The sequence below is a fragment of the uncultured Veillonella sp. genome, assembly GCF_937981445.1.
Taxonomy (GTDB): domain Bacteria; phylum Bacillota; class Negativicutes; order Veillonellales; family Veillonellaceae; genus Veillonella_A.
The window spans coordinates 1-19060 of sequence record NZ_CALJON010000058.1; the positions used below are offsets into that span (position 1 = coordinate 1).

A 19060-nucleotide genomic window follows, 5' to 3' on the forward strand; every position below is an offset into this window, starting at 1 on the left:
TTATCCGGCAATGGCTTCAAAGACTTCGTTAGCAATTCTATCTGCGTGGTGCGAATGCTGATTTCACCTTTATCAGTAGTAAAAACAAGGCCATGAACCCCAATAATATCACCCACGTCTAAGAGGTCAAGCAAGCTATCTTCTAAGTCAGACACTTCATCAGTGCGTGCAAATACCTGAATATCTCCTGTCGTATCACGCAAAGTCAAAAAGATGGTCTTCCCATGGTCCCGTTTCGCCATAATTCGGCCCGATACAGCTACCTTAGTATTTTTTAAAGTCTCATACTCAGTAATAATATCCTTGGCATAATGAGTCCAATTAAATTTATCACCATAAGGATATATATCCAATTCATATAATCTTTGTAATTTCTCCATACGAGCAAAACTTATATCACTGTCATTCTCTCCTAGAGGGGGAAATGTATTTAATTCATCAAATAAATCCATTATCATCTCTCCTTACTAATTACTTGACTCTGCCTCATTAATAAAGTCATGCTCTTTGAGATACGTTAAAAATTCTTTTACTAATTTAGTCTTTTGACCACCTTTATACGTAAACACTTGCTGTGATTTTGTTAGTTCATCACTTGTGAGCGGCACATACTCTACTAATTCTTTTACCCACTGCGGAATACAGCCCGATACAATAGCCAATTCCCCAGTCTGCATGACCGTATCAAGAATAAACATCAACGAATTACTGCTAAGATTAAAGGAAATATCCACTTCTTTTTCGCGGCAATTACGAAGCAATGAATTCTCTAAATCAGCCATAACAGCCACTTGCTGGCCATGTAAAGCCGTCAAATTAATCGACTTTCGCCTTTGCAGTAAGGAATGATTCTTAGGCCCTATGACTACAATTTCACGCGTCCCCGCCCCTTCAAAAGTATATAAATGCTTGTGCGGCGGAATTGTGGGAGTAATAATTAAATTAAAAATGCCTCGCTCTAAGTATTCTGTAATTAACTTAATATCGTTAAACACAACTTTCCACTTACCCTTTGGCTGGGTTGACTTAAAGCTATTTATATAGTCATTTACAATATACGCTAGCTCTGGCGTTGTGCCAATAACTATAGTGTCTGCTTCTTCAGCAGCACTCTTACGCACTTCTTTTCGCAACAACTCTTCTTGATTTAATAAATGTTTGATGCGGCGATACAATAAGTCCCCGGCCTTAGTCAGTTCAATATGACGACTGCCTTGGCGCGTCTTAATTAATTGTACGCCATAATAGGCCTCTAAGTTTTTGATTTGTAAACTGAGTGCTGGCTGTGCGATATTTAACTGGCGCGCTGCTTCACTAATGGTATAGGATTCAGCGACACACACATAATTTCTACAAACATCGAAATCCATAGAAAATATCCTCTCCTAAACGTATCTATGTTAGCCTCCGGTAATATAGTTACCAGATTTACCTTTTGATTATAATGTATTATAATCCATTCTTAATTATAATCCACCAGCCCTCAATTCACAACATAGGCGCCTTACTTTTACCCCCTAGGAACCTATCTTTTTGATTACATAACCATTTTACATGGCATATTCGACTTAAAAATTGCACTTTGCCTTTTTACAATCACATGTCCTCTTTCATAACATATGCAAAAGCGCGAATCGTTCCCTCTATGTCTTTAAAATGAACGCCTTGAATTTCACCAGCAAAGCCAGGCAATTCATTAAACGTATCTTCCAATACTTTAAAATACGCAATCACATTATCATTCCACCGTTCCCCAAGGCCAATAGTAATAATCCCTGGTGGATATGGTAAGGCCCCTTCCAAGGCAATGCGGTCTTTCACCTGATCCAGCATAACCTCTTCATAATTGCCACCAATAAAGGCCTGCGTAGCCACTTGGGCAGAAACAGCGGTCTCTGGGAAGAACTCTTCTCTAAACAAGCGTTTTTGCAATGTATTTACATTACGCTTTTTATAAAACTCATGCATCTCCTGGCACAGACGACGCATTGTATAGCCTTTATAATGGTCCTCATGGGCGTAATAAATCTTTGGTAATACATCTCGCATCGGCAAATCTTCATCAATGCACCGTTCAAAGCGAACTAAGAGCGATACAAGATTGCTCATCATTGTTTCTGAATTAGCTGGCGTGAGTAGAAATAAAATAGAATTCAAATCGCTCTTTTCAGGCGTTAATCCGTGTTCGCGCAAATAATTAGACAATAAACCAGCGGGAATACCAAAGTCCTCATACGCTCCCGTTTGCTGATCTATACCTGGTGTATATAAAAGGATTTTACATGGATCCACTAAATATTGATCTTTGCCATAGCCTTTAAATTGATGCCACGATGCTTGAGGATCAATTTCAAAAAAGGCCTTATCGGTTGCAATCTCTTCCGTTGTATACGTATCCCAAGGTTTACCATTTACCACCTCAGGCACAAAGGATTTAATATAGTGGCAATGCGCTTTAATCGCCTTACGCGTATCTACGCCTAATTGCACTGTTTCGGCCCACAACTTACGGCCCAATTCGCCTTCATGGATTTTAGCATTCACATCTAACGAAGCAAACAGTGGATAGCAAGGCGAAGTCGAGGCTTGTAGCATGAAGGCATTATTAAAGCAATCATCATTACAATAGCGAGCCTGCCCTTTGAGATGGCTATCTTTTTTGTGAATTTGTGAAGTCTGTGAAAAACCAGCTAATTGCTTATGCACTGATTGAGTCACAAAAATACCAGGATCTTCAGGGCCTAATTCCAATAACATGGGGCTACAATCGCGAAGCATAGGAATAAATTGCTCATACCCCACCCACGCAGAGTCAAATAAAATATAGTCACACAGATGACCAATACGATCTACGACCTGCCTAGCATTATAAATAGTACCATCATAGGTTCCTAATTGAATCAAGGCCACGCGAAATGGTCGTTGTTCCTGAGCTTTATGAGGTGCCACCTTCGCAATGCGCGCACGTAAATAGTCTTCTTCAAAACAATGGTCATCAACGCCACCAATAAAGCCATAAGGATTGCGCGATGTTTCCACATAAACAGGTGTAGCCCCTGACTGAATCAACGCACCATGGTATAGCGATTTATGATTATTGCGGTCAAATAATACCACATCACCTGGTTTAAGCAAAGCATTACATACTACTTTATTAGCTGCTGAAGTACCATTTAAAACAAAATAAGTAAAATCAGCATTAAATACTTCTGCTGCATGCTTTTCCGCATCATAAGGATACCCTTCATGAGTAAGCATATCCCCCATGCTCACATCAGAGGAACTAATATCTGAACGGAATAGGGATTCGCCAAACCAATCATAAAAATAACGACCCGCTGGGTGTTTCCGGAAAAAGCGTCCTCCATGATGACCTGGCGTGGCCATGGACATATTGCCAGATTCAACATACTTTACAAGGGCCTTGAAAAATGGTGGCAATACCTGAGCTTCATACGTAGCCACTGCCTCTTCTACTTGACGATTAAAGAGGTCCTTCTCTAATGAATCTACATCTATAATATGAACGCCTTTAGATAAGATGTGCAAGGGAATATCTTCGTCATGCTGTGTCCGTACAACGAAAATTGGCAAAGTAAGTAAGGTATCAAATACGGCCTCTAACACATTAAGTTCTCTATCAGTTACAATAACAGCACCGACGGCTGTAAGATCTGGCTCAAATTGCTGCATAATAGCATCAAGATTTACCTGTGGTCTATGACTTTCAATAGTAAAATATTGTGCAGCCAATGTGCTACAAGCTATACTCAATGAATTCATATAAATACCTCCTATACCAACCAAAAAATTCTGTTTATACGTCCTCTCTCTTACACAGCTCTTGCAAATTACTTACGTCTCTCTTACAAGTATAACGAATATAAAAATTATAAAACATATCTAATTCCACTAAAGTAACCTATAAATTATAGAAAATTTAAGGAAGTAAAAAATCCCTTATGCTCTATTAAGCATAAGGGATTTCTGGGAGTAATCCATCAGGTAGATTAACCTTGTAAGCGTCCTACATAGTCTTTAGCAGCCGCTCCTAAACGCTGTTCTTCAATGCCCAAAGCACCATTGGTTACAAAAGGTGGTAACCATTTTACACCAATCATTTTACAAGTTGTTTTAAATGGAGCTAATAACTCTTCCACAGTAATTTCAAATTTGCCTGCGCCTGTATAATCGTCTGCCTGTGCGCCAGTAGAAGTAGCTACGAGCAATTCTTTGCCATGTAAGGCCGTGCCAGTTGAGCCATAAGCCCAGCCATATTGGAATACATCATCTTCCCATTGTTTTAAAAGAGCTGGACTAGAATACCAGTACATAGGGAATTGCAACACAATTCGATCAGCCGCTTCTAATGCCTTCTGTTCTGCTTCCACATCAATAATGCCATTGGAATACAATTCGTATACATTACGTACTTCTACATTAGCATCTTGTGCAGCTTTTGCTAAGGCTTTATTTACATTAGACTCATTGAAATTTGGGTGAAATAAAAATACTGTTGTTTTCATAATAATCTCCTTCTTTTGGGAATAAATTGAAATCTGTTTTATATGTAACTACAAAGATATACTCATTTTCTTAATTATATTTCTACCATTCTCACGCTTCTTTATTGCCCCTTATAGTCAGCCACATTAGGAGCAATCAAATTCGCTTGAAATTCGCGCACTGTATATGTCGCTTTATCTGGATAATACGCATCATCCTTTAATATGCCCTCTAAGGCCTCCCGTGACGGCGCTTGTGCAATCACAACGCCAGCAGCTGCTTGGTCTCGATAAGGACCTACCATCAAAAAAGCACCAACTTGAAAATACTTAGCAAACCATTGACGATGTTGTTCCAATAAATTGTCAGCGTCCTTACTATCTACTTTTTCTGTATTAATTACAATATCAATTAAATACATATATGTCTCCTTTCTAGGTATCCGCTTACAGCGATAGTATATTAAATAACCATAGTCAGTTCATTTTAATTACTTAATTTTAACTACTATATTTTAATCGCTATATTTTAATTACTTTATTTTAATTACTTTATTTTAATTACTTTATTCTAATTACTTTATTTTAATTAGTTTATTTTACATTGCGATTTACAAAATCTCTCATCTCAACTAAAGATTGTACTGAATCATCCATTTCAGGTAAAAGAAGGGCGAAATCATGTGGCATGCCTGGATATACAGTGAATGTTACTATTACGCCATCGCTGGTTGCCTTAGCAGCTAATGCTTCATTTTCAGTAACAAAAAGTTCATTGCCACCAGTTTGAATAAGCATTGGTGGCAGTCCACTCAAGTCAGCATAAATAGGTGATAATCGTGGATCGTCTAATGCTATGTCACCAACATACACCGGATTCTTAACGGCCCCATTGAGCGGTGTGCCTAAGCCTAATACTTGATCTTTACTATCATTGGTAATACGCGATGTATTATCTTTATGTTCAAAATCAGTCCAAGGTGAAGCCAATAATAAAGCTCCTGGTTGTGGCATATTATGTTCCTTTAAATATAAGGATAAGGCTAACGCTAGATTGCCACCAGCAGAATCACCTACAACGATAAGATGGTTTGGATTAATCCCCTTATCCAATAAGCCTTTATACGCTTCTACAGCATCGTCTAAAGCAGCAGGATACACATGAGCAGGCGCTAATCGGTAATCCACGCTATATACTTGATCTGCATCTAATAAGGTACCAATTTTCATGGCCAGCACACGATGTGCATCGGACATACCTGCTACATAAGCGCCACCATGCAGCTGCAATACAACACGATCTGATTCTGGCCCTACCATACTAACTGATTGTGCGCCCTTAGATTCTTCTCCCCTGGATTGTGCTCCCTTGGATTGTTCTCCTTTGGAGTCTGCTTCCTTGTTTGGTACTGGGGCCTCATCAGCCTGTAAGGCATAATGTTCTACCCGTACATTATTAATCATTTCTACACCTTGCGTCCAATTAGTGGGCATCTCAAATTTAGTAAAATTGGCTCCCATAGTTTTGAAGAAATGTTGAATTTCTGTATTTATATAAGTTTGTTTTTTATCACCTTGTAATACCAGTCCCTGGGACGGCAGCACTAAAGGTGCCGCTAAAGACGTCGTCACTAAACTAAAGGCGGCCAACGCTGTAACTGCTATTTTCTTTGCTAGTGATATGTTTACCTTCATCTCAAATCTCCTTTTTCACTTTACATATGTGCGCCTACACATTATTTACTTACCAAGCCTCGCAACAATGGCTCAACGCAGGCATATATAATCTGCTCTATTGTAATTGCTTTATATTGTATAGCCGCCTCGTCCATAGCTAATTTTTGCTTAGCCGATGGATACACATAGGGATAGACACCATAAATAAAGGGGAAGAATGCATAGCTAAAATCCCCTCGTGCTTGTTCTGATATATGCGGGAAATAAGCTGCTAGGCCTTCATCTACAGTCATGATAGCTTCTTTAAAAACATGTTTAAATTCCACAAGAAATTCTATGCGGCTGTTCTCTTCAATTTCATATAAATTAGTACATTGAATGCGCAACAACAACTCATGACTGGCTAAGCTCTTCGCTACTATACGAGCAAAGGATTGAACGGCTTCGTCTAGGAGGCATTCATGATCTATTTTCTGAACGCTATGTGTTAACGATGTACGAGTCGCTTCCGCGTTTAAAGATGATATATACGTTAATGAAGGTTGAATTGCGGCGCGCAATTCTTCAATCCACTCTTTATACTCCCGCGTAAGAAGGCTTAAAAATATCTCCTCCTTCGTTTTAAAATAATTGTAAATCGAGGGACGAGACAGACTTGTCATTTCACTAATATCCTTTAAACTCACGTCACTAAAACGTTTCGTCTTATACAAAGTTTCACAAGCATCTATGATTTCATCAGGCCGTTGCAATACTTTGTCTTTACTTACTCTTGCCAAATTCGTCCCCTCCTCTCTTATTAATTTTCTTTTCCCTTCTTTTATCCAAAAGATGGAAAGAATTAAATTCATCCTTCTATACTAGTATAATATCTATTTATTGACACATTGTCAATAAATATTTTGACATTTTGTCAATATAAAAAACTATATCTTTTCATTAATAAAATTAGTAATAGAAATATCCATAAAGCCATAAACACACAAAAAAAGACATACTCAAATCCCAGTCCGGATTCAAATATGTCTTACTTTTTATTAATTTGCTTACTATTGGTGATTGCCTTTAATAGTAATGTAATGTAATCTAATTTAATGTTTTCTGAGGTTACTACATGCTCAGGTTAATGCATGTTAAGATTAATGCATTCTAAAGGTTATTATCTATAACAGCCATTTTGTCTAACAATTATTTTCTCTACAATTATTTGCGCGAACAGTTATCTTGCACCCATTACTTTATGAGGCACATAAGGTTCTTCTAAATAGCTTACATCCGCCTCAGTTAATTGAACCGCAAGAGCCCCTACTGCTTCGTCAATATAACGTTCTTTCGTAGCCCCAATAATTGGCGCCACTACGCCTTTATGCCATTGCCAAGCAAGGGCAATACCCGTGCGAGTGGTATTGTATTTTTCAGCTAATTCACCCACACGATCCACAATAATCTTATCTGTATCCTTAGTTGTATCATATTTAGCCATGGCTATTTTATCTACTTCAGCGCGCTTAGTAGTAGCCGTCCAATCACGACTTAAACGCCCCCCTGCAAGTGGACTATAAGGAGTTAAGCCCACGCCCATATCCTTACATAATGGAATCATTTCACGTTCTTCTTCGCGATATACTAAATTATAATGATTTTGCATAGCTGAAAATTGCACCCAACCATGACGTTCCGCCACATATTGGGCCTTTTGGAATTGCCAAGCATACATGGCACTGGCACCAATATATCGAACCTTTCCCGCTGAAACTAAATCATTTAAAGCGCGCATAGTCTCTTCGATAGGTGTATTATAATCCCAACGATGGATATAGAGTAAATCAATATAATCGGTACCTAAACGGCGCAAGCTCTGCTCTACTTCATACATGATTTCCTTTCGTGATAAGCCCCCGCCATTAGGCCGCCCTGGACGCATATCAATAAAGACTTTCGTAGCCAATACAATGTCTTCACGATGTGTAAAATCTTTTAACGCACGACCTACAATTTCCTCACTAGCACCATAACTATAGCAGTTCGCTGTATCAAAAAAAGTAATCCCTTGATCCACTGCATGCTTGATAATCTTCCGCGCCTCAGCTTCTTCCAACACCCACTTAAACTGTTCGTACGATGGATCACCAAAACTCATACAACCTAAGGCGACTTTCGATACATCAAGGCCCGTTCGTCCTAATTTTACGTATTCCATATGCTTGCTCCTTTAAAATAATACATACCTTTTGAAAATATGATATCCCTTAAAATAAGCATAGCACATAGAGCTTACTTTAAGTCAATAACTTATTATAAACGCTCTCAAGTAGCATAATGACCCCTTTAAGACATAAAAAAGCTACCACCACAGATCAAATAGGAAACACCCTATTAATCGGTGGCGGTAGCCCTAAAGAACTCCAGCAGGTTCAACATCGTGTACTACAAAAATTAAATAGTCCATCATTCACTAGCGCAACTCATGAAACCTTGATATATTACCAATCTATTTTATTATCTTCAAATAATGCTTTTTTCAATAGCCACTCATATTCGGCCACAACCGCTGGATTATAGGGAGATAAGGTATATAAATACGCTTTATTACGCGCTGCATGTAGCTCAAAGTCTTCATCATAATGATGAACTGCCTCTAACAGTGCCTCTGCCCCAGCATAGGCATCAAAGCCATCATAATAAAAGCCCACTTGATGGTCTCGTAAAAATGGCGAATTATGAACTAATGGATAATTTCCATACAATACGTCCATGTACAAGTTATTCAAAGCTAAGGACCATTGATGACAAAGGACGATATCTGTATATTTGCCCAAGAAATACGGTGTAATATATCTAGGCTCAACAGATAATTTATTATCATCTAAGAGTTTAGTCCAACCTATAAAGTCATGAAATACTTTGGTATCTTTTCGTTTAATCGTATTACAAAGGTATATATGTTTAATAGCCTCTGGCTCTTTCTTGTACGCCGCTTCAGCTAATAAAATCTGTGTATAACAAGATTTTATTACACTTATATTAGGTTCAAATGTAGCTAAACGTTTTCCATGTTCCTCTAGGCGTTCACTTGCAGTCTTAGGTCGATAGCCAAAGCCAGGGTAACCATCTTCACGCTCATAGTCTTTGACTATTTTATCTAAAAATAAGGAATCCCATAAATACGGCGCTATATGAACCTTTGTATTAGTCATGACTTCTAAATAATGACGGTTAGTTTCATAATGATGGGGTAACATCCAAATCGCATCATATTCACAGCCATTAAAGGCGCGCCCTCCGGGCAGATCATAGACAAATTTTTCCAAATCCATCATATAATCGGTGCCCATTCGGAAGGTCACTAGTCTGCCACCATGGTCATGAATTTCACGTTCACGGGCTCGACTTACGATAAGAGTGCCTTCAATGAGAAGGTCTGTTGTGGCTATTACATCATTGTACTCATATATATTAATATTCATGGCCTCTAGTTCTAAAGAACTAGGGACTTTTTTCAAATCATTGTCCCAATATACAAAATATACTTCATTAACCCAAGGAATTTGTTCTAACGCTTCCTTAAGAAAGTACATATTTTGCCCTGCTCCATTTGACCAAATATTATTATATGATTCCCCCCAAAAGAAGGTAATACCAACATTGACTTTTTTCACAACAGATTCCTTTCCCATCATATGATTCACTAACTTAAATCATCGCATTATCATCAACCTGAAATTTTTTCCATAAGCATTTTAACTTGTGCCTGTAAGGCCTTAATTTGTTGTTCTTGTTTCTTAATTGTTTTATCCTGTGCTTGCACCGTATCGTTCAAGGCATTCATAACGCTCATTGGAGCTTGCTTATAGGTTTCTTTAGTTTCCCTATCAATAGTAGAAGATCCAAATTTAAAGGAAGCGCCCACATTAAACATAGTGTCACCATTACCTAATGTACTGCCCATGCTAAACATGGTATTTTCATTTGCTTTGTAAAATGCACCCAAAGCTAATGCATCTTCACTATGATAGTGGCCATAGCCCACAGCAAATGTTACTTTGTCATCTTCATCAAAGCCTAGTGGGTTGAGAGCTGCTAAAGCCGCTGCACCAGCCCCTACTTCATTAACTCGTTTACTTACACTATTAATATTACCAGAAAGTTGTGCTGTTGCATTATATAATTGGCTACCATTAATAGCATCTGTAGAGGTAGCAGAAACTTCGCCTGGTGCTACATTAGTTAACGTACGCTCATTACCTTTAGAACCAATCGATACAGAGTTTTCTTTATCAGCTACGGATCCAGCTCCTAAGGCTACCGAGTTTTTCCCTGTAACGCTAGAATTAGCACCAAGAGCTGTGCCATTTTCTGCCGTAGCACTTGCATTTGAACCTATAGCACTGGCACCGTCTGCAGTGGCCTTAGAGTTAGCCCCAATAGCACTAGCACCTTCACCTTTTGCAATCGCATTAGCCCCCATGGAAGATGCATTATTTCCTTCTGCAACGGAATCGGCACCAATAGCAGATGCATTAGAACCATTGGCATTGGCATTATTACCCATAGCACTCGTATTATCGCCATTAGCTACGGAACCTTTACCTACTGTTGTAGCCCCTTCGCCATTGGCTTCACCGCCCATAATACCGCCTTCAACCAATTCCTTAACAGCATTAGATACGGCATTGCTTGCTTCTTTAGCACTAGAAATAGCTGCATTAGCACTGCTAGTTGCTACATCGGCGCTCGCTTTAGCTTCATTGGCACTATCAGCGGCACTCTTGGCATTTTCTTCGGATTCAGTAGCACTGCTAGCTGCATTGCTGGCGCTTGTCTGAGCATCGCTAGCACTAGAAGCAGCATTAGATGCACTATCTCCAGCTTCTGTAGCGCTAGATGCGGCATTAGATGCACTATCTTTAGCACTCGATGCACTATCACTTGCTTCAGTGGCACTAGTTGCCGCATTGGAAGCACTATTTTTGGCGCTAGATGCGCTATCACTTGATTCAGTAGCACTCTTAGCGGCATTAGATGCACTATCGCTAGCTTCTGTAGCGCTTTTAGCTGCATTAGTAGCACTCGTATCGGCCGCGGTAGCACTCGATGCGGCATTATTTTCGCTTGCTTTTGCATTGGACGCACTGCTTTCTGCCTTTGTGGCACTGCTTGCTGAATCACTTGCACTCTTAGCGGCTTCAGTAGCGCTCTCTTTAGCATCTGATGCACTCTTTATAGCATCAGAGGCATTATTTTTAGCCTCTGTAGCACTATTAGCTGCATTGGAAGCACTTTCTTTAGCACTAGACGCACTAGAACTTGCTTCAGTGGCACTAGTTGCCGCATTGGAAGCACTACTTTTTGCGCTGGATGCGCTATCACTTGCTTCAGTAGCACTCTTAGCGGCATTAGATGCACTATCGCTAGCTTCTGTAGCGCTTTTAGCTGCATTTGACGCGCTACTTGCTGCATTTGACGCGCTGTCTTTAGATTCTTTGGCACTACTTGCCGCATCGGAAGCACTATTTTCTGCTTCTGTAGCACTGGATGCAGAATTTTCAGCGCTTTTTGCAGCATTATCTTCGCTCAATTTAGCATTGGAAGCACTATCCTTAGACTCTTTGGCACTGCTTGCAGAGTTTGACGCACTATTGGCCGCTTCAGTCGCACTCGATGCAGAGCTTTCAGCACTCTTTGCTGCATTATCCTCGCTCACTTTAGCATTAGAGGCGCTATCTTTTGCTTCTGTGGCGCTGCTTGCTGCATTTGACGCACTGTCTTTAGATTCTTTGGCACTACTTGCCGCATCGGAAGCACTATTTGCTGCTTCTGTAGCACTGGATGCAGAGCTTTCAGCACTCTTCGCTGCTTTATCTTCACTTACTTTAGCATTAGAGGCGCTGTCTTTTGCTTCTGTGGCGCTGCTTGCTGCATTTGACGCACTGTCTTTAGATTCTTTGGCACTACTTGCCGCATCGGAAGCACTATTTGCTGCTTCTATAGCACTGGATGCGGAGCTTTCAGCACTCTTCGCTGCATTATCCTCGCTCACTTTAGCATTGGAAGCACTACTTTCTGCTTTTGTGGCGCTGCTCGCTGCATCACTCGCACTCTTAGCCGCGTCAGTCGCACTGGATGCAGAGCTTTCAGCGCTCTTTGTGGCATTGTCTTCACTTACTTTAGCATTGGTGGCACTATCTTTCGCTTCTGTTGCACTACTTGCTGCATTAGAAGCATAGCCTTTAGCTTCGGTTGCACTAGATGCAGAGCTTTCAGCACTCTTCGCTGCATTATCTTCACTTACTTTAGCATTAGAGGCGCTGTCTTTTGCTTCTGTGGCGCTGCTTGCTGCATTTGACGCACTGTCTTTAGATTCTTTGGCACTACTTGCCGCATCGGAAGCACTATTTGCTGCTTCTGTAGCACTATTTGCTGCTTCTGTAGCACTGGATGCAGAGCTTTCAGCGCTCTTTACCGCCCGATCTTCACTTACCTTTGCACTAGAAGCACTTGCTGCACTGCTAGCAGCTTAACTAACACTCGCAACCGCAGTACTAATAGCTGTAGTAGTAGAATCATCCAAACCAATAGTAACAGTCATGCTTTTGCTAATACCGGCACCACTTGTATTACTCGGTTTAACGGTAATACCATTACTTCCAGTTATTGTCATTACACCGCTACCGGCAGAACCGGCAGACCATGTTTCCCCACCAACATCAATTGTCGTAGCCCATACACTTGCTTGCGGTGCCAAAACTAGCGCTGTCATAATAGCAGCTGTTAAACGTCTTGTCCGTTTAACTCCACCAGCTTGATGACTTTTAGCAAATTCTGAGGCTACAACATAGCATCCTTTAGTTTTACTCCATATAATTTTAAAAATTTTGTTCATTCAAACACTCCTTTTTTCGTATCAAAATATTCTAATTAATGTAATTTATTTCTCAAGCTACTTTTCAAGATGAAGACAATTCTAACATAAAATTCCATCGTACACAATACTATTGTTAAATATTTTTAATCTATTAATTAAAATTCAACAATTATTTTAATTGTATAAAACAACTATCATTTCAAAATGCGCTCTAGCATCAACATCTATTTTTAAGCATAAAAAGACTAATTACAAGCTCATCATAACCAATATCATAAATCCCATATACATTATCCATTAAATTAATTAGAACTTAATTTATAATTAAATAAACTAAATCTAAAATATTATATTTAATCAATCTTATTTTTCACATAAAAGAGATATATTTTAATTTATACCTAAAAACTTAATCTTTTATTTTTATAAATCCATAATTTTATTGCCAATCTACGGTGCTCTTAAATAGCATATAAGTTAAATCAAATTTAATTAAAATATCTCTCAATTTTATTTTTTCTTTTACCCCAAATCTCTTCTTGTAAACAAGAAGTTTTTCTTATTTTTTCCCTCATGTTCCACTTTAGTAATTCATTATTTAAATTACTAAGTTTTATCATTTTTATATGTAGTAATAATATAAGCTCTGTCTCTCCTAAACTCACTTAGCAGGTTTAGGAAACACAGAGCCTTCATTTTACTTAAAACTCAAATTCAATATTAAATTATATAAACGAATTAAATTACATATACAAGCAATGATTCAATCAATCAAGCAAGCTCGTTCCATAGGAATTATCTATAGCACAGAGCCATTTTCCATCTATTTTACGATACACATAGGTAGCTCTCCGCTCCATAGCATACTCTGAATCTGCTTTTTTATCGGCAGCCAATAAGGTTTGTGATAAAACAAGCACTGTATCACCTGCTTCTATCATGCACATCTTTCCTTGCGTAGGAACGATGCTATTATTAAAATAAGCAGCAATCTTTATAAATGCAGATTTTATAGCCTTCTTGCCTTTTACTTCTAGACCGGGCTTTACAACTAGCACAGCATCTTCCGTATAAAATTCCATAAGATCATCAAATCGTTCCTCTTTAATAGCTTTGTCAGCTGCTTCTATGAGACGCTTTATTTCTTTATTCATATATATCCTCCCTACCATCACTACTTACAAAAACAATTCTCTATTGTTTACCTCGATTACTAAGCTCTATTACTATCTACCACCGATCTCTATTGCTATATACTATAAGCTAATACGAGAAAATGAAGCCCTCTCTTATTACCTATTATAAACAAAACGCATACAATTCGGAAATATAGCTACGTCACACATTGGAGAATGATTTATTTAACTATATCAAACGAACAAAAAAACTTCTATATAGATGTTATTGACAGCGCCATCCCTTTATGATACGCTTTATATAAGTTCTATATAGAAGTTTTGATTCATGTACTTACTATGGAGGTGTCTTTTGGATCGAGAAATAGGTTATTTAATAGGTCGGATCCATTTATTGAGTAACCGATTACTAAATCGTTTATTGCAAGAACATAATATTACCAGCTTTAACTCTGAGCAAGGCAAAATTTTATATCAACTTTGGAAAAATGATGGCATTACTATGTCTGAGTTAGCTACTAATACAGGGCTTGCTCTAAATACGCTATCTAAAATGCTACAAACAATGGAACAGCAGCATTTAGTTGAGCGCCGCATCAAAGATGGCGACAAACGCAGTAAACGCATATTTTTAACTCCCTTGAGTAAACAAGCTCAGACAGATTCAGCCATCATCAGCCAAATGATGACAAGCAAAGCATATAATGGTTTTTCAGAATCTGAAATTTCACATTTCGAGGCACAGTTAAGGAGAATCTTAAGTAATTTAGAAAAATCTTAAGTAATTTAAAAACTCCTAAGTAATTTAAAAACTCCTAAGTAATTTGGAAGAATAATTAGGTATATAAAAGGAGATACGTATTATGACCAGCAAAGAACTAAACCCTATCGTTACATCTATTATGGAAGCACCATCTTGTTGTCCAGAATTAAAAGAAGTCGCTCAAGCGTGGTTAAACGCAATAGGTACTGAACAAGAAGCTGCTACCACAGAAAAATTAATCGCTGAAGCAAAAGCTGACATTACTACTGTTGACAATTTAATTGCTTTAACCGGTTCCGAATTAGGCGTTCAAATTTTTGGGGAAACATTGGCTAAAGACTTACATGCTCATGGACTAGAAATTAAAAGCAAAGGTGCCATGTATTGTGATTGCCCAGCTTGCGCAGGCTGCCTAGCTATTATTGAAGGATAAGTCGTTAGAGTACATTGTTTATAAGATTAGTCTAATTAGCTTAAAAACTTTAAAATTCCTTATCATATATAAGTTTAATTATTACATATGATATATTAAATGTAATATATTACATAAAAAAGCTGTAACCGAGGATTCCTCCTTAGTTACAGCTTCTTTATTTTAAAAAGTAAAATATCTTATGTCTTTATGAGGGTAATTATTAGATACTGGGTCTACTTACTCTCTGCACATATATTCCACTTAATCAAGTTTGTTTAAGTATATTCGTTAAAATATATTCATTTAACTATATTCATCTAAGCGATTATTTTTTAATAACTACACGCTCTCTAATATCTTCTTTCTCTTTTGCATCTGGTTCCGCCGCAATACCGCCAAATGGCATTTGTGCATCAAGCACCCAAGTGCTAGGTAGATCAAACAGTTTTTGTACTGCTTCATTAATCACAGGATTGTAATGTTGTAGAGAGGCCCCTACACCAAGTTCACGAAGGCCTTCCCAAATAGAAATCTGAAGCATCCCGGCTGACTGTGCGGCCCAATGAGGGAATCGATCCGCATAAATAGGGAATTGACCTTGCAAGCGTTCTACCGTTGGTTGGTCTATAAAATAAAGTACAGTACCATAACCAGCCTTGAAGCTATCAATTTTTTCACGAGACACTTGACCTTCAAACACATCATAAATAGCATCCCAAAGTGCGTCATGTTGCGCGCCTAAAGCCACTACTACACGAGAGCTCTTCATATTAAATGCGTCAGGAACAAGTTCTGTAGCCTGCTCTACTAGCTCAACAACCTTTTCAGGTGCTACTGGTAATTCTTTATTAATATTGTAATAGGTACGGCGTGCTTGTAAAGTTTCTAATGTTTTCATAGTAAATCCTCCTTAAAACTAATTAGATATATTAAATTACTATTTACTATCCTTGTATTTTTACTTTTCCTCTAATTTAATTTTTTCTCTAGCTTAACTATTTCTCTACTGTAACTGTTTCCGTACTTTAAGCTATTTTCTACTTTAGCTATTCTGTACGCTCAACTTGTTTTTATTGTTGTTACAAGTTCATTATAAACCTTATTTCTATTTTTTTCAATATAGTTATTTCTTTATTTTTCAATTTAGTTACTTTTATATGTATTCAATAGTGTTCCTTTAAAGAAAAAGGGCAACGACCGAAGTCATTGCCCTTGTACTTATTATATTTTTTATCTTTATCTTTTTAGCTTTATCTTTTTAGCTTTATGTGTATTAAGCGTCTTTTTTGCTTAAGCCTTTTTTCAATAAAGCTAAGCCTACAACAGCCACTACACATACAATCTTAAAGATTAATGTAGTAGTTTCGTTGAAATAGTCCATTACATAGTGGTCAGCGTGAATCATTTCGCCACCGATCCAACCTAAGATACCACCACCGAAGTACAGAATTACAGGGTATTTATCAATAAGGTTTACGAATAAGCGGCTACCCCAGATAATAAGTGGTACAGTTACTAAAATCCCCACTAATACCAAGCCCATATGGCCTTGTGCAGCACCAACAACGCCAATTACATTGTCAATACTCATGATGCCGTCCGCAATAATAATCGTCATAATAGCACCACTTAAGTTGCTCTTAGCTTCAATATTGTGTTCTCCGCTAGAATCGGCCATCAATCCAAAGTAATAATACACCGCCCACTAAGTGAAGTCCTGGTATATTGTTAATCGCTTCCACAAACAAGAATGCCAAGATAAGGCGTAATCCAATCGCCCCAGCAGTCCCCCAGAAGATAGCTTGCTTTCTATGGTTTGGCTCTAAGTTTTTAGCCGCCATACCAATTACAATCGCGTTATCACCGGCTAATAAAATGTCAATAACAATGATTTTAAATAATGCAAGCAAACCTGCTAACGTAAATAGTTCCAATTATGCATAACCTCCAATAATGTCTTTTAAACACAATAATCTCTTTATAAATTAATAAAAAGCTCCAAAACTCTATAAAATACAGAGAAATTAGCTTCTTATATATTATATCTAAAATATTCTAACTAATCAATTAATTATTTTAAAATACTAGGAATTATAACTGTAAAATCTTTGTAAAGAAAGACTATGTCTTAACTCATTCTTTTTAACATATATACCTAACAATATATCTCGAACGACACAATCTCTCTCTAACAATATATACTAATTTTCAGTATAATAGAAATAGAATTTTAAACAAGGAGATTATATGGAACCTACATTTACATTATCGAGCAAAATACTTCGTTTTATCAGACTGAGCATCCCCATTATTATTACTCAATTTTCTTTAATGGCCGGTGCATTTATTTCCATATTACTAACCGGACAATACAGTACAATACACTTGGCTGGTATTTCCGTGGGCTACAATATTTGGACAGCCTCATTTTATGGGACTATGGGCATTTTACTAGGCATATCACCAATTCTAGGTCAATTGCTAGGTGCTAAAAAGAAGGATACCATTCCTACGATTGTAGGTAATGGACTATATTTAGCCACCTTTCTTGGCATTCTTTTAATCGGGATAGGCGCACTCGGACTAAAGCCAGTACTCAATCTCTTAGACTTAGAACCTGCCGCCTATGATATTGCCATTCAGTATATGAGTGCTATCGGTATAGCCATTATTCCCCTCTTGTGGAGCTGTATTTTACGTAATACCGTAGACTCTCACGGTTATACACATTATTCTATGACAGTTATTTTTACTAGCTTCTTACTCAATGTCTTCCTCGACTATGGTTTGATCCTCGGCCATTTTGGCCTTCCTGCCTTAGGCGGCGTTGGCGCTGGCATCGCTACCGCTATCTGTGCTTGGTACAATGTACTCGCCTATGTACTAATTTTATCTATTAGCAAAGCTTTTAAACACTATCGATTCTTTAGTAATTTGGGTCGTCCTATGCGAATTTATATTTTAGAACAAATTAAATTGGGCGTTCCCATTGGTTTTGCTATTTTCTGTGAAATGAGCATATTTAGCTTAGCCGCTTTATTAATGGCCTATTACGGCACTAATATTATTGCCGCCCATCAAGCAGCCATTAGCTTTACCAACTTATTCTATGGCTTCCCTCTTAGTATCAGTATTGCCTGCACCATTGCAGTATCTTATGAAGTGGGCGCCAAACGATATAAAGATGCCCGCACCTATGCTTATATTGCGCGGATCATGGCCATTATCATTGCTATTTTAATCTGCTCTTACAGTTTTACCCACTTACATGAAATTGCTGGCTATTATACATCTGATCCATCTATGATTCAACTTATCGGCAGTTTCCTATCCTATGCAGTATTCTTCTCCGTTATTGATGCCTTTGGTACACCATTACAAGGCGTTCTTCGAGGGTATAAAGATGTTAAAATCGTCTCTGCCATTGCTATTTCCTGTTATTGGGGCGTCAGCGTGCCAGTAGTGGCCCTCTTTACCTATGTATTTGACTACGGCCCTTATGGCATTTGGGTTGGTCTATTAAGCAGTGTTGCTGCCGCTGGCATACTCTATACGTGGCGTACTTGGTACATTCAATACCGCCGCTATAAAATAAGCCCTAATTTATAGTTGTAAAATAAGCCCTAATATATAGTTATAAAATAGGCTCTTCCTTAATGTCGAGTTAAGAGCCTACGCTTTATATCAAATGTATTAAAT

Annotated in this window: 18 protein-coding genes and 1 pseudogene; 5 read left to right on the plus strand and 14 right to left on the minus strand. The window is 38.1% G+C overall.

Annotated elements, in window-relative coordinates; all coding sequences use genetic code 11:
* From Q0376_RS08910 to Q0376_RS08955, 10 genes are all read right to left on the minus strand, one after another.
* Positions 1–452: OB-fold nucleic acid binding domain-containing protein (locus Q0376_RS08910; RefSeq protein WP_298706670.1), on the minus strand; the 452-nt coding region annotated here is incomplete at its 3' end.
* A 15-nt stretch (positions 453–467) separates the two neighbouring features.
* Positions 468–1370, minus strand: a complete 903-nt coding sequence (locus tag Q0376_RS08915) for a LysR family transcriptional regulator (protein WP_298706672.1) — start codon at positions 1368–1370, stop codon at positions 468–470.
* A gap of 226 nt (positions 1371–1596) precedes the next feature.
* Positions 1597–3783 (minus strand): ornithine decarboxylase, encoded by a 2187-nt coding sequence (gene speC, locus Q0376_RS08920; protein WP_298706674.1) that lies wholly within the window; start codon positions 3781–3783, stop codon positions 1597–1599.
* Between the two features lie 227 nt (positions 3784–4010).
* Positions 4011–4526 (minus strand): NAD(P)H-dependent oxidoreductase, encoded by a 516-nt coding sequence (locus tag Q0376_RS08925; protein ID WP_298706676.1) that lies wholly within the window; start codon positions 4524–4526, stop codon positions 4011–4013.
* Positions 4527–4627: 101 nt separating this feature from the next.
* A complete protein-coding gene (locus Q0376_RS08930) occupies positions 4628–4927 on the minus strand; it encodes a YciI family protein (protein WP_298706678.1) in 300 nt (99 codons plus the stop codon).
* Positions 4928–5099: 172 nt separating this feature from the next.
* A complete protein-coding gene (locus Q0376_RS08935; RefSeq protein ID WP_298706680.1) occupies positions 5100–6200 on the minus strand; it encodes an alpha/beta hydrolase in 1101 nt (366 codons plus the stop codon).
* A gap of 41 nt (positions 6201–6241) precedes the next feature.
* Entirely contained in the window at positions 6242–6961 is a 720-nt protein-coding gene (locus tag Q0376_RS08940) for a TetR family transcriptional regulator (RefSeq protein WP_298706682.1), read from the minus strand.
* A 440-nt stretch (positions 6962–7401) separates the two neighbouring features.
* Positions 7402–8382, minus strand: a complete 981-nt coding sequence (locus Q0376_RS08945) for an aldo/keto reductase (RefSeq protein ID WP_298706684.1) — start codon at positions 8380–8382, stop codon at positions 7402–7404.
* 283 nt (positions 8383–8665) lie between these two features.
* A complete protein-coding gene (locus Q0376_RS08950; protein ID WP_363303095.1) occupies positions 8666–9862 on the minus strand; it encodes a DUF2827 family protein in 1197 nt (398 codons plus the stop codon).
* Positions 9863–9894: 32 nt separating this feature from the next.
* Positions 9895–12222, minus strand: a complete 2328-nt coding sequence (locus Q0376_RS08955; RefSeq protein ID WP_298706686.1) for a YadA-like family protein — start codon at positions 12220–12222, stop codon at positions 9895–9897.
* 31 nt (positions 12223–12253) lie between these two features.
* Between Q0376_RS08955 and Q0376_RS08960 the strand changes: the two genes are divergently transcribed.
* Positions 12254–12409, plus strand: coding sequence for a hypothetical protein (locus Q0376_RS08960; RefSeq protein WP_298706688.1), 156 nt, complete (start codon positions 12254–12256; stop codon positions 12407–12409).
* Positions 12410–12505: 96 nt separating this feature from the next.
* A complete protein-coding gene (locus Q0376_RS08965; protein ID WP_298706690.1) occupies positions 12506–12703 on the plus strand; it encodes a hypothetical protein in 198 nt (65 codons plus the stop codon).
* On the opposite strand, the gene Q0376_RS08970 is transcribed toward Q0376_RS08965, so the two are convergent.
* Both Q0376_RS08970 and Q0376_RS08975 read right to left on the minus strand, forming a co-directional pair.
* On the minus strand, positions 12700–13065 hold the full coding sequence (locus Q0376_RS08970) for an ESPR domain-containing protein (RefSeq protein WP_298706692.1): 366 nt from the start codon (positions 13063–13065) through the stop codon (positions 12700–12702). The two genes, Q0376_RS08965 and Q0376_RS08970, sit on opposite strands and share 4 nt — an antisense overlap.
* Positions 13066–13814: 749 nt before the next feature.
* On the minus strand, positions 13815–14201 hold the full coding sequence (locus Q0376_RS08975) for an SgcJ/EcaC family oxidoreductase (protein ID WP_298706694.1): 387 nt from the start codon (positions 14199–14201) through the stop codon (positions 13815–13817).
* 334 nt (positions 14202–14535) lie between these two features.
* Between Q0376_RS08975 and Q0376_RS08980 the strand changes: the two genes are divergently transcribed.
* Together Q0376_RS08980 and Q0376_RS08985 are read left to right on the plus strand one after the other, a co-directional pair.
* Positions 14536–14964: a MarR family winged helix-turn-helix transcriptional regulator gene (locus tag Q0376_RS08980; protein ID WP_298706696.1), complete on the plus strand. Its 429-nt coding sequence runs from the start codon at positions 14536–14538 to the stop codon at positions 14962–14964.
* 82 nt (positions 14965–15046) lie between these two features.
* Complete coding sequence (locus Q0376_RS08985; protein WP_298706698.1) at positions 15047–15379, plus strand: hypothetical protein; 333 nt, start codon at positions 15047–15049, stop codon at positions 15377–15379.
* Between the two features lie 307 nt (positions 15380–15686).
* Here Q0376_RS08985 and Q0376_RS08990 read toward each other — a convergent pair whose 3' ends face one another.
* Together Q0376_RS08990 and Q0376_RS08995 are read right to left on the minus strand one after the other, a co-directional pair.
* The gene (locus tag Q0376_RS08990; RefSeq protein WP_298706700.1) at positions 15687–16259 is read right to left on the minus strand and encodes a nitroreductase family protein; all 573 of its coding nucleotides are present in this window, start codon (positions 16257–16259) and stop codon (positions 15687–15689) included.
* Between the two features lie 375 nt (positions 16260–16634).
* Positions 16635–17295: pseudogene (locus Q0376_RS08995) on the minus strand (YjbE family putative metal transport protein).
* Between the two features lie 313 nt (positions 17296–17608).
* Between Q0376_RS08995 and Q0376_RS09000 the strand changes: the two are divergent.
* Positions 17609–18970, plus strand: coding sequence for an MATE family efflux transporter (locus Q0376_RS09000; RefSeq protein WP_298706702.1), 1362 nt, complete (start codon positions 17609–17611; stop codon positions 18968–18970).
* Positions 18971–19060 lie beyond the last annotated feature (90 nt).